The organism is Marinobacter salinisoli (genome assembly GCF_017301335.1).
GTDB lineage: Bacteria > Pseudomonadota > Gammaproteobacteria > Pseudomonadales > Oleiphilaceae > Marinobacter > Marinobacter salinisoli.
In genome coordinates this window covers 906,122-924,666 of record NZ_CP071247.1, presented here as the reverse complement: position 1 = coordinate 924,666, position 18,545 = coordinate 906,122, and the positions used below count along the sequence as shown (strand labels likewise).

The window sequence follows — 18,545 nt, the reverse complement described above, 5'->3', positions numbered from 1 at the left end:
TGCTCGCGGCCTGCAACCAACCGCAGGCTTCGAGCATGGATTTTCTACCACTCCAATTGAGCGCCGGTCTGGTATTCGATCACCCGGGTTTCAAAGAAGTTTTTCTCCTTGCGCAAGGTCGCCTGCTCATCCAGCCAGGGTGACACGTTTTTCGCACCGGGAAAGGGCTCATCCAGGCCCACCGCCCGGGCCCGGCGATTGGCCACGAAGCGGAACTGCTCACTGTGGTAGTCCGCGGAGTACCCCAGAATCGGGTCTCGCAGGATGTACTCGGCGTAAGCGATCTCGGCGGCCTCGGATTCATCCCACATAGCACGCACGGCCTTCGGGTCGAAGTTGATGTTCTCCTCCTCCACGATCTGGTTCACCACCTTCAACCCGAAGGAGAAGTGCATCGCCTCGTCCCGCAGGATGTACTGCAACTGCTCGCCGGTGCCCCGCATCAGTCCCCGGCGCTGGAGGGCGAAGATGGGGCTGAAACCGTTGTAGAACCAGGTACCCTCGAACACCGCCGCGAAGAACAGGTAGGACATGATGAATTCCTGCAAATCGTCCCGGTTGCGCAGGTTCATGTCCGGGCGCATGGCCGCATCCAGCCGGCGGTTGGCGATCTGGATCTTGCCATTGATAGCCGGCACCACCCGGTAGCGGTTGTAGATCTCTCGCTGATCCAGGTTCAAGGTTTCGATGCAATGCTGGTAGGCCCAGGTATGCATGGCTTCTTCGTATACCTGCCGGGCCTGGTAAATCTGCAGTTCCGGCGCACTCATCTTTTCCATGACGGCCAGGCCGATGTTGCGCATGGCGAGGATGTCGGAGGTGGTGAGGTAGGCCAGTACATTTTCATACACGTGCTTCTCCGGAGCGGTCAGGCGGTGGTGGTAGTCGTGGACGTCCTGGGCCATGTTCACGTCCAGTGGGGTCCAGTGGTTTTTGTTGGCATTCATGAAGTATTCCCAAGCCCAGGGATACTTGAACGGCGCCAGCTGGTTGATGTCGGTTTCGCCGTTGATGACCCGCTTGTCGTCGACGTTGATGGGGGCGGGGCCGTTGGAGCCGGTGGCTTGTGGTTGGGTTTTTGCTTCGTCGTCCCAGTTGAGCATTTTGTTTACCTCTGAATTACTGATCGTCCAGCCTGACGATTGGGAGGTGGAACCGGTCTGATACCTGCTCGGTTCTTCAGGCTGGCGGAGTTGTCCTAGTTGATACACCGCGTTTGTCAGTGGTTACTGACAGGCCTCGCAATCGGGGTTGTCGATGCTGCACACCTGTGGCTGTGGCGCCGAAACCGGCGTAGTCTTTTCCGCCCCGGTTGCCCCCAGCGAGCGCAGGTAATAGGTGGTTTTCAGTCCCCGCTCCCACGCCAGCTGGTACAGGGCATCGAGTTTCTTGCCGCTGGGTTCGGCCATGTACAGGTTCAGGCTTTGGGCCTGATCCAGCCATTTCTGACGACGGGCGGCGGCTTCCACCAGCCAGCGCGCGTCGATCTCGAAGGCGGTGGCGTAGCGGGCCTTGAGTTCATCCGGGATGCGGTCGATCTGCTGAACGGAGCCATCAAAGTACTTGAGGTCGTTGACCATGACCTTGTCCCATAGCCCTTCGGCCTTCAGGTCCCGCACCAGCGACGGGTTCACCACCGTAAACTCGCCGGACAGGTTCGATTTCACGAACAGGTTCTGATAAGCCGGTTCGATGGACTGGGACACGCCCACGATGTTGGAGATGGTGGCGGTCGGTGCGATGGCCATGACATTGCTGTTGCGCATGCCGTGCCGGGCAATCAGTTCGCGTACCGGCGTCCAGTCCAGGCGAGCACCGGTGTCCACCGTAAGGTCGCCTTCCCGGCGTGCCTGTTTCAGCAGTTGGATGGAGTCGATGGGCAGGATGCCCTGATGCCACAGCGAGCCTTCGTAGCTTTCGTAGGCACCCCGCTCGGCGGCCAGTGATGCCGAGGCGCGGATGGCGAAATAGCTGAGATGTTCCATGGCCACATCCGCAAATTCCACCGCCTCCGGGCTGGTGTAGGGCAGGCCGAGCTGGTAGAGCGCATCCTGGAATCCCATCAGGCCGAGGCCCACCGGTCGGTGCTGCAGGTTGGAATGACGGGCCTGGGGCACGGCGTAGTAATTGATGTCGATGACGTTATCGAGCATGCGCACCGCGGTGGTGACGGTACGTTCCAGCCGTTGCACATCGAGCTCGCCGTTGGCGACATGGGCCGCCAGGTTGACCGAGCCAAGGTTGCACACGGCGATCTCCTCGGCACTGGTGTTCAGGGTGATTTCGGTACACAGGTTGGAACTGTGCACCACGCCCGCATGCTGTTGGGGCGAACGCAGGTTGCAGGGGTCTTTGAAGGTGATCCACGGGTGGCCGGTTTCGAACAGCACGGTCAGCATCTTGCGCCACAACTGTTTGGCGGGGATTTTCTTGCACAACGTGATCTCACCCTGTTCCGCCAACGCTTCGTACTGCTCGTAACGCGCACGGAATTCGTTGCCATAGAGGTCGTGCAGGTCGGGCACATCGCTTGGGGAGAACAGGGTCCAGTCGCGGTCTTCGCGCATGCGCTCAATCAACAGATCCGGCACCCAATTGGCGGTGTTCATGTCGTGAGTACGGCGGCGTTCGTCACCGGTGTTCTTGCGCAGCTCCAGGAATTCCTCAATGTCCAGGTGCCAGCTTTCCAGGTAAGCGCACACCGCGCCCTTGCGCTTGCCGCCCTGATTCACCGCCACGGCGGTGTCGTTCACGACCTTCAGGAACGGCACCACACCCTGGCTCTGGCCGTTGGTGCCCTTGATGTGAGAGCCAAGCGCCCGGACCGGCGTCCAGTCGTTGCCCAGGCCACCGGCCCATTTCGACAGCAGGGCGTTGTCGCGGATGGCGCCGTAGATGTCGGACAAGTCGTCGCCGACGGTAGTGAGGTAGCACGACGACAGCTGGGGGTGCCGGGTGCCGCTGTTGAACAGGGTCGGCGTGGAGGCCATGTAGTCGAACGACGACAACAGATTGTAGAACTCAATGGCGCGGGCATTGGGGTCGTCTTCGCGCAGCGCCAGGCCCATGGCCACGCGCATGAAGAACACCTGGGGCAGCTCCAGCCGGGTCTTGTTCCAATGCAGGAAGTAACGGTCGTAAAGCGTCTGCAAACCGAGGAAGCCGAACTGCAGATCCCGCTCCGGCGTCAGGGCAGCGCCGAGACGCTCCAGGTCAAAATCCGCCAGGGCTGCATCGAGAAGCTCATACCCGATGCCGGCGGCGACGAATGCTTTCAGGGCCTGTGGATACAGCTCGGCCAGCGGCAGGTCGGTGGATAAATTCAGAGCAGCCGCGCTTTCAAGCCGCAGTTGTTCCAACAGCAGGCGAGCGGTGACGGCGCTGTAATCCGGTTCCAGCTCGATACGGCTGCGCGCCGTCATGACCAGGGCGGACAGCACGTCCTGCTCGGCAATGCCGTCGTACAGGTTGGTCAGCGCCTCCTCGACCAGTGCATCGCCGTCGATGCCGTCCAGCCCCGCCGCAGCTTGTTCCACCTGCCGTTTCATCAAGCCCAGGTCCAGAGGCGCGGTTTGCCCGCTGGCTTTTTTCACGGTCAGGTGCGGGTGGGGCTCCACCGGTGCATCGCAGGCACGTTGCCGGGCATGTTCTTCCCGGTACAACACATAGGCGCGGGCCACTCTCTGCTCTTCCGCCCGCATCAGCGCCAGTTCCACCTGGTCCTGAATATCCTCGATATGAACCTTGCCACCGGCCCTCAAGCGACGGCTGATGGCCTGAACCACCTGACCGGTGACGCGCTCGACGGCATCGTGAATACGGGCCGAACCGGCGGCCTGGTCGCCCTCAACGGCGAGAAAGGCCTTGGTGACAGCGACGGTGATTTTGGACGAATCGAAGCCAACGAGGGTGCCGTTGCGCTTGATGACTTGCAGGGTTTCTGGGGCGTTTCGAAACGGCGGCTGGGGGTCAGCCAGGGCAGTGCTGGACATGGTTTCACTCCTGAATACGCGTTAGGTTCCTTCACCATCGCGTACGCAGGGGCACACCACGCCGTCCAAACGGCCGGGGGTAACCGGTCTGCTCACCCTGAGTCGCGAAGGTGCAGTGCTGTATCCCTGGCAGGTCTTCGGACTCAGGGGCGTGAATCGTTCGATTCGGCCTTGCGTGGCGACTTCCCGGCCTATGCCAGTGTCTTGATGCCACGCTTGTTCCCCAATACCGCTGCGCGTCAGTTCCGGATTCTCACCGGATTCCCGACACCGAGTTGGTTATAAAAACAACATATGGTGTATAACCAAGGATTGAATCACTATATACAGTGTTTTTGAGGCTAGCAAGACAGCGGCGTCGAAAAACGCCGCGCCCGCGCGCTCACACTTGGCAGGCGCCTTCCGATGGACCTGCAGCCAGGCCAGCAATAGCCCTGGCTGCGCCGGCTGGCTGCTTCATCACTCAGGCACCCGTGCGGGGAAACCACGGAAAGAACATGTTGGTTTGCTGTTGGTAGCGCGCATAGTCCGGCCGCTTGCGCACGGAATAGTACTCGGCCGGCGTGGCCCCGGTGAGGTACACCAGCGTTGTGTACATCACGGCAGACGCCCCCAGTGCGCCCAGGCCCATAACCGCCCACACCAGGGTGGCTTCCGAGTCGGCCAGCGCCAGCCAAGACGGAACAGCGGCCACCACCAGGCCGGTCCATACCAGCCACTCGGCGAAATAGTTCGGGTGGCGGCTGAAGCGCCACAGCCCCACATTGCAGACACCGCCCTTGTTATTTGCCATGAAACGCAGCTTTTGCAGGTCCGCTGTGGATTCCAGGGCATAGGCAGTCAGCCAGATACACAACCCGGCCACTTCCCACCAGGAGACCGAGTCGCTGGCATTCACCGCCAGCATGAATCCCGGTAGGGCAAGGACAGACGCGTTGGCAAAGCCTTGCGCCATGATTTCCGCCAGCGAATGCGCCTTGATATGGCTGGAGCCGGACTGCTCCAGCATCATGCGGCGATACACATAACGCGGAAACTCGTGCTGGAAAATCACACCGGTTTTCATCCCCATGGTCACCGCGCCCAGCCCCATGCGCAGACCGATCAGCAGATAGACAGCGCCGACCGCAACACGGCGGACCAAGCTGCCGTCGCCCATGACAATGATCAGGACACCGATGAGCGCGACACCGAAGGGCCAGGCTATATCGACATACGACATGCGGCCTGTCTTCAGATAGGGCACAGCCGCGACCAGGATGAACAGCATAATCTGAAGGCCCGCGTTGACCAGCAACATCGACAGAAGGGTGTCGTTGCCGGTAAACACCAGCACCGACCAGATCAGGGTAAAGGTAACGCACAACAGAGTGCCGAAGTTCATTGTTATTATTCCTTTGTTACAGCATGTTCGAGCCCCGGCGTGGAATACACCAGCAAGGGACAGCTCACGACATAAAGTTTCCGGACATCGTCGCCCGGCCCAGTATAGGATCGCGCCATGCAGACTGGAACTCACTCCGCGTAAGCCCGGTCCGTGCGTCCAATGCCGGCGTGGCCCCGTTCAGTGCGAAACTGTCGTTTGGTGGGTATGCTCACCGGGAGGGCAGGCACCAACATAGCCGGTATCACCGCTGGAAACAGTGCCCTCAGCCACATTCTAAGGCCCGGCGAGGTCCTGGTCTTCTGCGAACGGTGTTGTGCCCGAAGGGCGTTTGAACACGCCCCGGTGCCTGCAGGCCTGATCGCCTTGTTTAGAAGCCGGCGTGCTCCTGTTGCAGAAACTCGGTTTCTTCCGGCGTGGAAACGCGCCCTAGAATGCGGTTTCTGTGCGGATAGCGGCCAAACCTGTCGATAATTTTCTTGTGCTGGTACTCGAAATCCAGATTGTTTTCGATGCCCAATGATTCAAAAAGTCGGACCGCTTCAACATGAATCCGCCTGGATTCACTGTGCATGAAAGGCATATAAACAAAACTGCGCTGGACCGGGCTCAGCGCAAGGTCAAAGCCCTTGGAAACAGCCACCTGCGCCAAGCCCAATGCCAGAGGGTCGCAGGCGAACGATGCTGCGTTGTCGCGGTATATATTGCGGGAAAACTGATCCAAAACGAGGATCTCGGCAAGGCTGCCCGGCGCCGTTTCGCGCCATTGAAAAAGTTCACCGGCTTTCGCCTGAGCATGCACAGGGCCGAACCGGCTTCGAATCATGGAATCCAGCGCTTCATCTTTTTGCCACCATTGCTCGGGCTCAAGCTCGGTGAACCAAAAATCGAGGATTTCCTGATACATCTGTGTGCTCCTGTGCACTCGAAACGGCAGTGGCCACAACCGGCAAGACCCCTGGCTGTTCGAAACAGATAAGGGCCGGTCAGTCCTCCTGACCGGCCTTGAAAAACACCACCTGCTGAACCGTGTGGTCGTCGGTGTTTGCCCGTTTGTTTACCCGGGTTTCCAGTTCCGCCACCTCAGGCTTGGGCTGCTCAGACACTGCATCGGTAAATCCACAGGCCACGCACTCACGCACCTGATCGTCGTCATCGGTGGTGTGCATGGTGATCTTGTCCATCTCCGCACAGCGGGGACAAACCGCACCGGCGATAAAGCGCTTTGGACTCGGCATAACTCACTCCGCAAAACATTCACCGGCAGTCGTTACGACTGCCGGTATACAGGGGATCAGGCGGCCTCGTCCGTGATGCCAGTGTGCTTGAGCAGGGCATCCACCGCCGGTTCCCGGCCCCGGAAGGCCTTGAACAACTCCATCGGCTCCCGGGAACCGCCTTTTTCCAGGATGTTCTCGAGGAAGGCCCGGCCGGTATCCGGATCAAAGATGCCGTTTTCCTCAAACAGCGAAAACGCGTCCGCCGCCAGCACTTCGGCCCACTTGTAGCTGTAATAGCCCGCCGCATAGCCGCCGGCGAAGATGTGGGAGAAGGCATTGGGGAAGCGGTTGAACTCCGGCGCTTCCACCACGGCAATCTCTTCCCGGACCCGGCGATGCATATCCAGCGGGTTGGTCGGTGCCTGATCGGTAAACTCCGCGTGCAGGCGGAAATCGAACAGGGAGAACTCCAGCTGGCGCACCATGGCCATGCCGGACTGGAAGTTCTTCGCCGCCAGCAACTTCTGCAGCAAGTCCTCCGGCAGCGGCTCACCGGTTTCATGATGCGAGGCAATCAGCGCCAGCGATTCCGGATTCCAGCACCAGTTCTCCAGGAACTGACTCGGCAGCTCCACCGCATCCCAGGCCACGCCATTGATACCAGACACGTCCAGCACCTCGACCTGAGTCAGCATGTGGTGCAGACCATGGCCGAACTCGTGGAACAGCGTGGTGACCTCATCGTGGGTCAGCAGGGACGGCTTGCCGTTCACCGGCGGCGTGAAATTACAGGACAGGAAGGCCACCGGCAACTGCAAGGTGCCCTTCTGGTTGCGCCAGCGCACCCGGCAGTCAGCCATCCAGGCGCCACCGCGCTTGCCCTGACGGGCAAACAGATCAAAGTAGAACCAGGCCACCGGTTCGCCGTTGCGGCTGATGCAGTAGGCCGTGGCGTCCTCGTGCCAGGTTTCCACGTCCGGGCGCGCTTCGATCTGCACGCCGAACAGCTTTTCCGCCACCCGGAACAGCCCGGGGATCACCTTGTCCACTGGAAACCAGGGGCGCAGGGTTTCCGGCGAGATGTCGTACTGTTTCTGGCGCAGCTTCTCGCTGTAGTAACCCACGTCCCAGGCTTGCAGGTCCTCGACGCCATGCTCGTCACTGGCAAAGGCTTTCAGCTCGGCAAATTCCTTTTCCGCCACGGGTTTGGACTTCACCGCCAGCTGATTCAGGAACTCGGTGACCTCGTCGGTGCTGCGGGCCATCTTGGTGGCCAGAGAACGCTCCGCGTAGTTATCAAAGCCCAGAAGCTGAGCCAGCGCGTGCCGGCGCTTGAGGATTTCCGCCATCACCGGGGTGTTGTCCCAGGTGCCGGCATCCGGCCCCTGATCGGAGGCGCGGGTCACGAAGGCCTCGTAAACTTCACGGCGAAGCTCGCGGTTGTCGCAGTAGGTCATCACCGGATAGAAACTGGGGAAGTCCAGGGTAATCACGTAGCCATCCAGCTCTTTCTGGGCGGCTGCCTGCTTGGCGCCTTCCAGCGCGCTTTCCGGCACGCCCGCCAGTTCGGAGGCATCGGTGATGTGCTTGTACCAGTGCTGGGTGGCGTCCAGCACGTTGTCGCTGAACTTGTTGGACAGCTCTGCCAGCTCCCGGGACAAATCGGCATAACGTTTTTTCTGGTCCTCGGGTAAATCAACGCCGCCCAGATGGAAATCCCGCAGGGTGTTTTCCACCGACTTGCGCTGGGCTTCGCTCAGGTCCCGGAAGTCGTCCCGGGCGGCCAGTTTCTTGTAGGCGTTGCACAGGGCTTCGTTCTGGCTGATTTCGGTGCTGTATTCGGTCAGCTTCTCCAGGCACTTTTTATACACCGCCCGCAGCTCGTCGGTATTCATCACTGCGTTCAGGTGGGAGATCACCGACCAGGCGTTGCTGAGCCGGTCGTCCAACGCCTGCATGGGCTGGGCGAGGGTGTCCCAGGTGGGCTCCTCCTGCTCGGCCAGCTGCTGAATCTTCATGCGGTTCTCGCTGAGAATCTGGTCAATGGCCGGCTCCATGTGCTCGGTACGGACATGGCTGAACTTCGGCAACAGATCGTCAGACAGTAACGGGTTGTTCATAAGCCCCCTTCTCAGCAAAGTTTGTCTAAGGTACTTTCAGGCGACTCCGATGGGTTGGGAGCCGCCCGGTAATTGATTCTTCTAACAGGTATATGTAATGACGAATGTACGTTCTCACAAGGGTTATACGCCAGATTTTGGTGAACGCGCGTGGATTGATCCCAGTGCGGTGGTCATTGGCGATGTCAAAACCGGGGACGATTGCTCGATCTGGCCGATGACCGTGGTCAGGGGCGATATGCACCGGATTCGCATTGGCGACCGCTGCAGCGTGCAGGATGGCTCGGTGCTGCACATTACCCACGCCAGTGACTTCAACCCCGGTGGCCATCCGCTCACCATTGGCGACGACGTCACCATCGGCCACAAGGCCCTGTTGCACGGCTGCACCATCGGCAGTCGGGTACTGGTGGGCATGGGCTGCATCATCATGGATGGCGCGGTGGTGGAGGACGAAGTGATTGTCGCCGCCGGCTGCCTGGTGCCTCCGGGCAAGGTGCTGAAATCGGGGCATCTGTACGTGGGCTCACCCTGCAAGCAGGCCCGGGCACTGACCGAGAAAGAACGCAGCTTCTTCACCTACACCGCCGGCAATTACGTCAAGCTGAAGGACGAATACCTGTCGGAGCACGACAACTGACGCAGATCAACATTTGATCGACCGACTCTTGAAAAGCGATTGGGCGAACCTACATTCCTGAATAGCAGAAGTTCACGGATAACCATCCGGCCCCGGCGCCACCGGAATGGAGCTGTTCCGCGAGCGAAGCTGAGTCAACAACATTCAGATTCGTGTTCGTGAAGAGGAGGGTATCCCATGAGCAACATCACCCGTTGGAATCCGATCAATGAGTTCGAAGACCTGATGAACCGCTACAACCGGGTTTTCGGGTTGTCCCGTAACGGCGGTGAAGGCAAGGACGTGTTCAGCCGCAGCGACTGGGCACCGGCGGTCGATATCAAGGAAACGCCGGAAGCCTTTACCATCGAGGCCGAGTTACCGGGCATGGACAAGAACGACGTCAAAGTCACCGTGCACGACGGTGTGCTCAGCATCGAAGGTGAGCGCAAGCACGAGGAGGAGTCCACCGACAAGAAGCTGCACCGGATTGAACGCTACTACGGCAGCTTTTTGAGACGCTTCACACTGCCCGACAACGTCGATGAAAACAGTGTGAAAGCAGCCTTCAAGGATGGCCTGCTGACGCTGACGGTGCAAAAAGCCGAGCCGAAAGAGCCCAAAGCCATCGAGGTGGACGTGCACTGAGCCCGATCAGGGCAAACTGAAAAGGCTGCCGCCGGTCTCAGTGATCGGCGGCGGCTGTCGCCTTGGCTCCGGCCTTTTCCAGCATCCGGGCGTAGTCCACGCTGCGGCGATGCTGAGACACCAGATCCAGAATGGTTTCGCCGTGTTCGTTCACGGCGTTCAGGTCGCGCCCGGCGTCCTGGAAGAACCCGATGAAACGCTCGAAATCCCCCGCACGCATGGACTGATAGGCCTTCAGCAGCACGTAGAAATCCGGGTTCAGATCCTTGTTGTAGGGATCAATGGCGAGAAAACTTTTGACGCGCTCATCGCTCCAGTCCTCGCCAATGACCTTGGGTTTGTCGGGTCCACTCATAATCGCTCCCTCGTTGCGTTATCGGATAGTCAGGGCGCCACAGTATAAGGCCCTGAAAGATTTAGGGTTATATGAATTCAGCATGAGCGGCTTCAGCACGGCTATAAGGCCCTGCCGTTTTTGGTCGCTTCCATGTCGTTTCGGTTCCACCTGCAGAATCCAAACACGGTCACAGTGATGCTATCAACAACCCACCGAGGAGGGGGAGACAGCCATGGCCGTCAAATTCGAGGAAGCACTGCAGAATTATCCGCAACAGCGAGCCGGCGCCGCAAGGCAACCCGACTCGGTCGACCAGTCCGATCGCAAGGTTCCGATTAATCTGCGCCAGTCCGGACCCACACCGGTGGAAATGCTGATCTCCACCCGGGTTCGCAAATCCCCCTACTGGCACCTGGCCTACGAGGCAGGCTGCTGGCGCGCCACGGTGTATAACCGCATGTATCACCCGCGGGGTTATGTCCGCCCGGAGCAAGGCGGTGCCATGGTGGAGTACGAGTCTCTGGTCAATGACGTCACCCTGTGGAATGTCGCCGTCGAACGCCAGATTCAGGTCAAGGGCCCCGACGCCGAGCGTTTCGTGAATTACGTCATCACCCGGGACGCCACCAAGATCAAGCCCCTGCGCGGTAAGTACGTCATCCTGTGCAACGAGGACGGCGGCATTCTCAACGACCCGGTGCTGTTGCGGGTGGCCGAGGATGAGTTCTGGTTCTCGCTGTCCGACAGCGACCTGGAGCTGTGGCTGCGGGGTGTCAACATCGGGATGGGCTTCAACGTCAGTATCGCCGAAATCGACGTCTCTCCGCTGCAGATTCAGGGCCCGAAATCCGAGGCACTGATGGCCGACATGTTCGGTGACGAGGTTCGCGACATTCCCTTCTACGGCCTGATGGAGGGGCAGGTGGCCGGCCACGATGTGATTGTGTCCCAGACCGGTTTCACCGGTGAGAAAGGCTACGAAATCTACCTGAAGGATTCGACCAAATACGCCGAGGATGTCTGGTACGCCGTGCTGGCAGCCGGTGAAAAACACAACCTCCGAGTGATTGCTCCGGCCCATCACCGCCGCATTGCCGCGGGCATTCTGTCCTGGGGACAGGACCTGGATGCCGAGACCCTGCCGTTCCAGTGCAACCTGGCCTACCAGGTGCCCAGGAACAAAGAGGCGGATTACATCGGCAAACAGCGGCTTGAGAAGGTTCGCGACCAGGTGGAGGCCGGCCAACCGCCGTTCTCCCACATGATGGTGGGGCTGCGGTTTGGCGGTGGCGAGGTCACCGATTATTCCAACGACTTCTGGCTGATCAGCGGTGCGGACGGCGGCGACCCGTTGGGTTACGTCACTTCGCCCTGGTACTCGCCGGAGCTGGAAACCAACATCGCTCTGGCCTACGTGCCCTGCGACATGACCGCCATCGGCACCAGGCTCACCGTGCACCTGCCGGTGGAATACGCCGCCCCGGATGGATCAACCGCGGTCGAGGCCGAAGTGGTGGAAGTACCCTTCCGCCCATCGGTCAATCCCAATGCCCGGGAGCGTGCGCGCGCCAAAGGCATCGACTTCGCGGACTGACCCTCAGGGCAGCACGCAGCACAGCAGACGGTTCACACAGGGTGATGCACTATGACGTTCACCAACCAACCCCAGGCGCTGACGCCAGCGATTGATCGGGCCGACGCGGTACACCGGCACCTGCTGACGCTGTTGCACTCGGCGTCCATTGAAGCCACACCCCGGCAGATCTGCACCACCGAGGATCTGCCACAGCTTCTGCCGGCAGGGACGGCGGTGTACGTGCCCTTCCTGCCGAAGGGGCAGTTCAGCGACACACTGGCCGCCTGCGTGCGGTTGCGGGAACTGGGCATGGAGCCGGTGCCGCACCTGCCCGCCCGGATGGTGCAAAGCCGGCGGCAACTGGAGGACTGGCTCGCCCAGCTGCAGGAAAGCCCGGTGGACCGGTTCCTGCTGATCGCCGGCGACCGCGACCCGGTTGCCGGGCCCTTCCCCGATACCCTGGCCATCCTCGAGTCCGGCGTGCTGTCCAGCTTCCGCTTCAAGGGCATCGGCGTGGCCGGCCATCCCGAGGGGCACCCACGGGCCGACCGGGCCACCCTGACCCGCGCCCTCGACATCAAACAGGAATATGCCCGTACCACGGGCACCCGGCTGTGGGTGGTGACCCAGTTCACCTTCCAGGCCCAGGTGGTAACGGACTGGCTACAGAGCCTCGGCACCCTGCTGGAGCAGGTGCCGGTGTATATCGGGCTGGCCGGGCCCACTCGCATCAAAACCCTGATGGCCTACGCCGCCCAGTGTGGCCTCGGGGCATCCAGCAAACTGCTTCTCAAACGCCCCGGCAGCGCCAGACTGCTGCGTGCCTGGGCGCCCGACGACATGATTCATTCCCTGGCAGAGTATTGCGTCGACAATCCCGATACCTTGCTCAAGGGCATCCATCTGTTTCCGTTCGGAGGTTTGCGCCAGTCGGCGCAATGGATTCAAGAGCACAGTCGGTCCGTTGAGGACCAAAGGAGACAGGCCAATGGGCTTCCGGTATAACGAACAGCAGACTTCCCATCCGCCGGTGCTGGACAATCTCAACCTGACACCGAAACCGGACATCGAGATCGCCCGCTCGGTCCAGCCCCAATCCATCCTGTTGCTGGCCCAGCAACGCTTCGGCCTGCCGGCCGAGAGTCTGGTGCCGTTCGGCCACTACAAGGCCAAGCTGGATATGACCTACGTCGACACCTCCGAGGCGGCGCCGCGAGGCAAGCTGGTGCTGGTCACAGCCATGACACCGACACCCGCCGGGGAGGGCAAGACCACCACCAGCGTGGGCCTGAATGACGGCCTGAACCGGTTGGGCGTCAGCTCGTCCGTGTGTCTGCGGGAACCCTCCCTGGGCCCCTGCTTTGGCATGAAAGGCGGCGCCGCCGGCGGCGGCCGTTCCCAGGTGATCCCGATGGAGGACATCAACCTGCATTTCAATGGCGATTTCCACGCCATTACCACCGCCCACAACCTGCTGGCCTCGCTGATCGACAACCATATCCACTGGGGTAACGAAGCCGGCCTGGACCCACGGCTGATCAGCTGGCGCCGGGTGGTGGACCTGACCGATCGTTCGCTCCGTAACCTGGTCTGCGGGCTCGGTGGCAAGGCCCATGGCGTACCCCGGGAAACCGGCTTCGACATCACCGTGTCGTCCGAAATCATGGCCATTCTCTGCCTGGCCGAAGGACGGCTGGACCTGCGCCGGCGGCTGAGCAACATGCTGGTCGGCCGGCGCGCCGACAACAGCCCCGTCACCGTGGGGGATCTGGGCATGGAAGGCGCGCTTTCGGTGCTGTTGAAGGATGCCCTGCAGCCGAATATGGTGCAGAGCCTGGAGCATAACCCGGTGTTCATCCATGGTGGGCCGTTCGCCAACATTGCCCACGGCTGCAATTCGGTGATGGCAACCCGGGCGTCCCTGGCGCTGAACGACATTACCGTGACCGAAGCGGGTTTCGGCGCCGACCTTGGCGCGGAGAAGTTTATCGACATCAAGTGCCGGCACTCCGGCCTGCAGCCGGATGCGGCGGTGCTGGTGTGTACCCTCAGGGCGCTGAAACTGCATGGCGGCGTACCCCGCAGCCGGATTGCGAATCCCGACGCCGAGGCCTTGCGCGCCGGTGCGGCCAACCTGGAGCGGCACATCCAGAACCTGCAGCAATTCGGCCTGAATCCGGTGGTGTGCATCAATCGCTTCCCCGGGGACACCGAAGAGGAAATGGAACTGGTCCAGGCCATCTGCGAGGACCTGGGCGTGACCGCCGTGCCCGCGGAACACTGGGCCTGCGGCAGTGACGGTGCCCTGGAGCTGGCGCAGGCCGTGCTCGACGAACTGGGCAAAGGCAAACCCGACGTACGCTTCCTGTACGACGACAGCCTGCCGCTGGCGGAGAAGATCGAAACCATTGCCACCCGCATCTACCACGCCAGCCATGTGGAGTTCACAGCCACGGCCAGGCAACAGCTTCGGGAATACGAGGCCCTGGGTTACGGCTACCTGCCGGTGTGCATTGCCAAGACCCAGTACAGCTTTTCCGTTGATTCGTCACTGATGGGCGCGCCCTCGGGGCACACCCTGCCAGTCCGGGAGGTGCGGCTGGCGGCCGGTGCCGGGTTTGTGGTGGCGGTGTGCGGCGAGATCATGACCATGCCGGGGCTGCCACGGCGGCCGGCGGCGCTGGATATCGGTCTGGACGAGAACGGCCTGGTGGTGGGACTAACCTGATTCGCCGCGCTGCCTGATGCTGCCGTAGGTGGGCTCAATGCTGGCGCGCCGGAGCGCTTCCTTGGAAGAAAACGGCGCCAGCCCGAGCTCACCCGGCACCGCCAGGGTCGCGTCCAGCCCGGGAACTTCGAGCCGTTCCTGCCGAGGCGCCCGGCCCATGGCTTTGCGGTAGCAGCGACTGAAATGGGTGGCCGAGACAAAGCCGCACAGCGAGGCGATTTCCACAATCGAACAGGAGGTCTGTTTCAGCAACCGACGGGCCCGATTCAGGCGCACCCGCAGGTAATAGCGTGACGGCGTGCAGCCAAGGTGTTTCAGGAACAGCCGTTCGAGCTGTCGTCGGGAGGTGCCCGCCAGTGCCGCCAGCTCACCCAGTTCAATGGGCTCCTCAATGTTGGCCTCCATCAGTTGCGCCACTTCGGCCAGCCGGGGCTGCAGCTTGGCCAGCTGGGGCAACATGGGGATGGGTTGCGGTTCGGACTCCTCGCGCACTCGATCGCAGACAAACATCTGCGATACCGCGTTACTGAGTTCGGGCCCATGGCGGCGAGCCAGGAAGCTGAGCATCATGTGCATGGGCACGGTGCCGCCAGTGCAGGTCATGCGGGTCTTTTGCAGGGTGAACAGATGATTGTTGGTCTGCACCCGGGGGAAGTCTTCCTGAATGGCCTCCAGACATTCCCAGTGCGCACTGCAGGCATGGCCATCCAGGACGCCGGCGCTGGCGAGGATATAAGCCCCGGTGCACACGGCACCCAGCAATACGTCGCGGCGGGCCTGCTGCCTGAGCCAGCTCACCTCGGCCTGGGAGAAACTGTGCACCACATCGACCCCGCCAACGACGATCACCAGATCAAAGCGCTCACCTTCCTGAATGCCAGCATCGGGCATGACCACCATGCCGTCGCTGGCGCGCACGGAGGTGCCGCCAGCCGTCAGTAAGGACCAGGAATAAAGCTCCTTGCCGGCCAGCTGGTTCGCCACCCGCAATGGTTCAACGGCGGTCGCCAGGGCAATCAGGGTGAAGTTTTCGACCAGCAGGAAACCGACCCGGTAGGGCACTTGGGCAGACTGGGGTGTACGTGAGCCCGGGTCGACGGACATGCTGCAACCTCCTGCGGTTGGAGGGTCATGTCGCGGCCCGTGTTACCACACCCAACCGGCCGCCAGACCCTAACAATAGTTGCAACTTTCTGACCCGGCAATGTCGGCCCGGTTCCTTCAACCAGGCCCGGGGTTCAGGACATGACCCGTTCGTTGTCCGGATCCAGCAGCGCCCGATAACCCACCGCTTCGACCCGTATCGGGTAATGTTCCTGGAAGTATTCCAGCACCAGTTCCTGGCCCTCGTGGGCATAGGCCTCCGGCAGATAGCCCAGCAGAATGTTCTTACCCAGCGACGGCCCCCAGGCCAGACTGGTGTTGTAGGACCGGCGCCCGTGGCTGTCCACCAGTACCTCGCCGGTCGCTGGGTCCAGAATCGGCCACTGGCCCACCGGGTAACGCAGCACACCGGCCGCATCGCGGTGTTCCAGCATGGTCATGGTGCACAGGTAAGCCGCTTGCCGGGGCCGAGCCCGCTGTTGCAGGTAAGCCTCTTTGCCGTGGAAATTCGCCTCTTTCACCCTGGGACGCTCCAGACCGGCCTCGTAGAGGTTGTACTCAACCTCCAGATCGGCATTCTGCAGGCGCAGGCTTTTCTCCAGTCGGCGGCTGTTGGCGTAGGTTTCAATGCCCACCGGCGTCACGCCAGCGTCGTACAGCAGATCCCAGACCCGCAGGCCGTAGCTGAACGGGAAATAGAGTTCCCAGCCCTGTTCACCGACATAGGAAATCCGGAATGCCCAGATCGGCACCCCCTGCACTTCAATTTCCCGGGCCGTGGCAAACGGGAAACTCTCGTGCGACAACTGATCCGGATTGCTGACCAGCCTGGCCAGGGTCTCCCGGGCCTTCGGGCCCCAGAGCCCCAGGGTGGCCAGGGTGTCCGTGCGGTCCTCGATGTGGACATTGTGGTAGCCATGCTGGCGAGCCATGCGGGTGATCCAGCAATAGTCCCGGTGCCCGGTATCGCCCCCACAGACCACCCGGTAGGCGTCATCCGCCATCCGGATGATGGTCAGATCGGAATGGACGCCGCCCCGGGCATCCAGGAAGTGGCTGTACACACCTTTGCCGTGCGGCGTGCTGCCCCCGACCTTGGCCACCGACAGGAATTCCAGCAGACCTTCCGCGTCCGCACCGGAAATGTCGAAGATGGCAAAGTGCGACAGGTTGACCATGCCCACCGACTCGCTCATTTCCAGCTGTTCGGCGTTGGAGACGTCCCAGAAATGCCGGGCGTCCCATTCGTTTTCCCGCACCGGGATACGGTCACGGAACTTGGACAGCAGGGTGGCTTCATTGGCGGCGTAGCCGTGCGCCCGCTCCCAGCCAGCAACCTCCATAAAGTAACCGCCAAGCTCCACTTCCCGCAGGTAAAACGGGCTGGTGCGCATCCGGCGGCCGGTCTCGAAGGGTTCGCGCGGGTGCACCGCCGGGGTGTAAATCTTCTTCGCGGTTTCATAACACCGGCCGTAGACATAGGCCGGCGTTTTCTGCACCGGATAGTGGCGCGCGATATCCACACTGTGCGGGTCCATCTCCGGGGTGCCGTGAGTCATCCAGTCCGCCAGCACCTTGCCGGCCCCCGGACCATCTTTCACCCACACCGCCTCGCAGAACCACAAATTACGGACTTCCGGCGATTCCCCCATCAGTGAGCCACCGTCGGGGGTCACCGACAGCAGACCGTTGAACGAGTGCTTTTCCTCCCAGCCCAGTTCGCCCAGGATCGGGGTGAGTTCGATGGCCTTCTCGTAGGCTTCCATCACCTGATCCAGGGTCAGGTCACGCATGGAGGGCGACATGCGCGCTTCCTCCGGCTCGGCGATGGCGCCCGGATACACCAGCCGGGGGTTGTCGGGCTCGTAGTAGCCCCACTCGATGCGTCCGCCCTCGGTGGTGGTCGGATCGCCGGTATCGCGCACGTAAGCCGAGTTACCCTGATCCCGGAACAGCGGATAAACGATCTGCTTGCCGGTCCCGTTCAGGGCCTCGCAGGGCCCAAAAAACAGCAGCGGGTGCTCCAGCGGCATCAAGGGCAGGGCGGCGTTTGCGGTGTAGGCGAGCAGCGGCCCCCAGATCCCCATGCACAAAACCACATACTCGGTTTCGATGTAGCCCTTGTCAGTTTCGACGCCGCGTACCTGGCCATCCTGTACGTCAATACGAGTGGCGGGGGTGTAGGCAAAGGCCTTGAGCTTGCCGGTGGCCACCGCCTCTTCCACCAGATCGCCGGCGACTTTCTGGGAGCGGGGCACCACCAGACCGGCGTCCGGGTCCCACATCGCGCCCTGGATCTTGCTCTCATCCAGCAAGGGGAACCGTTCCTTGGCCTCGCTCGGGGAAATCATGCTGACGTTGGTGCCAAAGGCCTTACCGGAACCGACCTTGCGGCGCAGTTCGTCCATCCGTTCGTCGTCGTCCAACCGGGCCACTTCCATGCCGCCGCACCTGACGTAATTGCCCCGCTGCTCGTAGAACGCCTGGCTGTATTTGGTGGTGTAGATATTGAATTTGTCGTGGGAGGTGGTGAAACAGAAATCCGACGCGTGCGAGGTGGAGCCGATGTCGGTGGGGATGGCAGATTTCTCCAGGCCGACGATGTCATCCCAGCCCTGCTCAATGAGGTGGTGAGCCACCGAAGATCCAACAATACCGCCCTGGCCAATGATCACGACTTTCGCGCGCTTCGGTAGTTGTGCCATGTCTGTCTCCCGTTGTTCTTGTCGCGCCCTGGGACGCACCCTGCCCGGGCGCGCCACGCTCCCTCTCAATGTGGCCCCGATTCGCCCTAATGGGTGACTTCAATACGACACG

Annotated in this window: 14 protein-coding genes and 1 riboswitch; of the genes, 5 read left to right on the top strand and 9 right to left on the bottom strand. The window is 61.4% G+C overall.

Annotated features, from left to right (window positions below; genetic code table 11):
• Positions 1 to 44: 44 nt before the first annotated feature.
• The 6 genes from LPB19_RS04120 to prlC all read right to left on the bottom strand — a co-directional run bounded on the left by LPB19_RS04120 (position 45) and on the right by prlC (position 8,716).
• Positions 45 to 1,103 carry a ribonucleotide-diphosphate reductase subunit beta gene (locus tag LPB19_RS04120; protein WP_206644848.1) on the bottom strand — a complete coding sequence of 353 codons (1,059 nt, stop codon included), beginning with the start codon at positions 1,101 to 1,103 and terminating at the stop codon, positions 45 to 47.
• 123 nt (positions 1,104 to 1,226) lie between these two features.
• A complete protein-coding gene (locus tag LPB19_RS04115) occupies positions 1,227 to 3,992 on the bottom strand; it encodes a ribonucleoside-diphosphate reductase subunit alpha (RefSeq protein ID WP_206644847.1) in 2,766 nt (921 codons plus the stop codon).
• A gap of 111 nt (positions 3,993 to 4,103) precedes the next feature.
• Positions 4,104 to 4,317: riboswitch (cobalamin riboswitch) on the bottom strand.
• A gap of 138 nt (positions 4,318 to 4,455) precedes the next feature.
• Positions 4,456 to 5,376, bottom strand: coding sequence for a DUF1295 domain-containing protein (locus tag LPB19_RS04110; protein ID WP_206644846.1), 921 nt, complete (start codon positions 5,374 to 5,376; stop codon positions 4,456 to 4,458).
• Positions 5,377 to 5,746: 370 nt separating this feature from the next.
• Positions 5,747 to 6,283, bottom strand: coding sequence for a DUF924 family protein (locus LPB19_RS04105; protein WP_206644845.1), 537 nt, complete (start codon positions 6,281 to 6,283; stop codon positions 5,747 to 5,749).
• Between the two features lie 79 nt (positions 6,284 to 6,362).
• The gene (locus LPB19_RS04100; protein WP_206644844.1) at positions 6,363 to 6,614 is read right to left on the bottom strand and encodes a YheV family putative zinc ribbon protein; all 252 of its coding nucleotides are present in this window, start codon (positions 6,612 to 6,614) and stop codon (positions 6,363 to 6,365) included.
• 56 nt (positions 6,615 to 6,670) lie between these two features.
• Positions 6,671 to 8,716 carry an oligopeptidase A gene (gene prlC / locus LPB19_RS04095; protein ID WP_206644843.1) on the bottom strand — a complete coding sequence of 682 codons (2,046 nt, stop codon included), beginning with the start codon at positions 8,714 to 8,716 and terminating at the stop codon, positions 6,671 to 6,673.
• A 97-nt stretch (positions 8,717 to 8,813) separates the two neighbouring features.
• On the opposite strand from prlC, the gene LPB19_RS04090 reads away from it, so the two are divergent.
• Both LPB19_RS04090 and LPB19_RS04085 read left to right on the top strand, forming a co-directional pair.
• On the top strand, positions 8,814 to 9,356 hold the full coding sequence (locus LPB19_RS04090) for a gamma carbonic anhydrase family protein (protein ID WP_206644842.1): 543 nt from the start codon (positions 8,814 to 8,816) through the stop codon (positions 9,354 to 9,356).
• 177 nt (positions 9,357 to 9,533) lie between these two features.
• The gene (locus LPB19_RS04085; protein WP_206644841.1) at positions 9,534 to 9,983 is read left to right on the top strand and encodes an Hsp20/alpha crystallin family protein; all 450 of its coding nucleotides are present in this window, start codon (positions 9,534 to 9,536) and stop codon (positions 9,981 to 9,983) included.
• Positions 9,984 to 10,020: 37 nt separating this feature from the next.
• On the opposite strand, the gene LPB19_RS04080 is transcribed toward LPB19_RS04085, so the two are convergent.
• Positions 10,021 to 10,338 carry a PA4642 family protein gene (locus LPB19_RS04080; protein WP_206644840.1) on the bottom strand — a complete coding sequence of 106 codons (318 nt, stop codon included), beginning with the start codon at positions 10,336 to 10,338 and terminating at the stop codon, positions 10,021 to 10,023.
• 214 nt (positions 10,339 to 10,552) lie between these two features.
• Between LPB19_RS04080 and LPB19_RS04075 the strand changes: the two genes are divergently transcribed.
• The 3 genes from LPB19_RS04075 to LPB19_RS04065 are packed head-to-tail and all read left to right on the top strand — an operon-like array spanning position 10,553 to position 14,624.
• The gene (locus LPB19_RS04075; protein ID WP_206644839.1) at positions 10,553 to 11,914 is read left to right on the top strand and encodes a glycine cleavage T C-terminal barrel domain-containing protein; all 1,362 of its coding nucleotides are present in this window, start codon (positions 10,553 to 10,555) and stop codon (positions 11,912 to 11,914) included.
• Positions 11,915 to 11,965: 51 nt separating this feature from the next.
• Entirely contained in the window at positions 11,966 to 12,901 is a 936-nt protein-coding gene (locus tag LPB19_RS04070) for a methylenetetrahydrofolate reductase (RefSeq protein ID WP_228289203.1), read from the top strand.
• Complete coding sequence (locus LPB19_RS04065) at positions 12,885 to 14,624, top strand: formate--tetrahydrofolate ligase (RefSeq protein WP_206644838.1); 1,740 nt, start codon at positions 12,885 to 12,887, stop codon at positions 14,622 to 14,624. The genes LPB19_RS04070 and LPB19_RS04065 overlap by 17 nt, the downstream gene beginning before the upstream one ends.
• Here LPB19_RS04065 and gbdR read toward each other — a convergent pair.
• Both gbdR and LPB19_RS04055 read right to left on the bottom strand, forming a co-directional pair.
• A complete protein-coding gene (gbdR, locus tag LPB19_RS04060; protein WP_206644837.1) occupies positions 14,616 to 15,728 on the bottom strand; it encodes a choline metabolism transcriptional regulator GbdR in 1,113 nt (370 codons plus the stop codon). The genes LPB19_RS04065 and gbdR overlap by 9 nt on opposite strands.
• A gap of 134 nt (positions 15,729 to 15,862) precedes the next feature.
• Entirely contained in the window at positions 15,863 to 18,433 is a 2,571-nt protein-coding gene (locus tag LPB19_RS04055; protein ID WP_206644836.1) for a GcvT family protein, read from the bottom strand.
• Positions 18,434 to 18,545 lie beyond the last annotated feature (112 nt).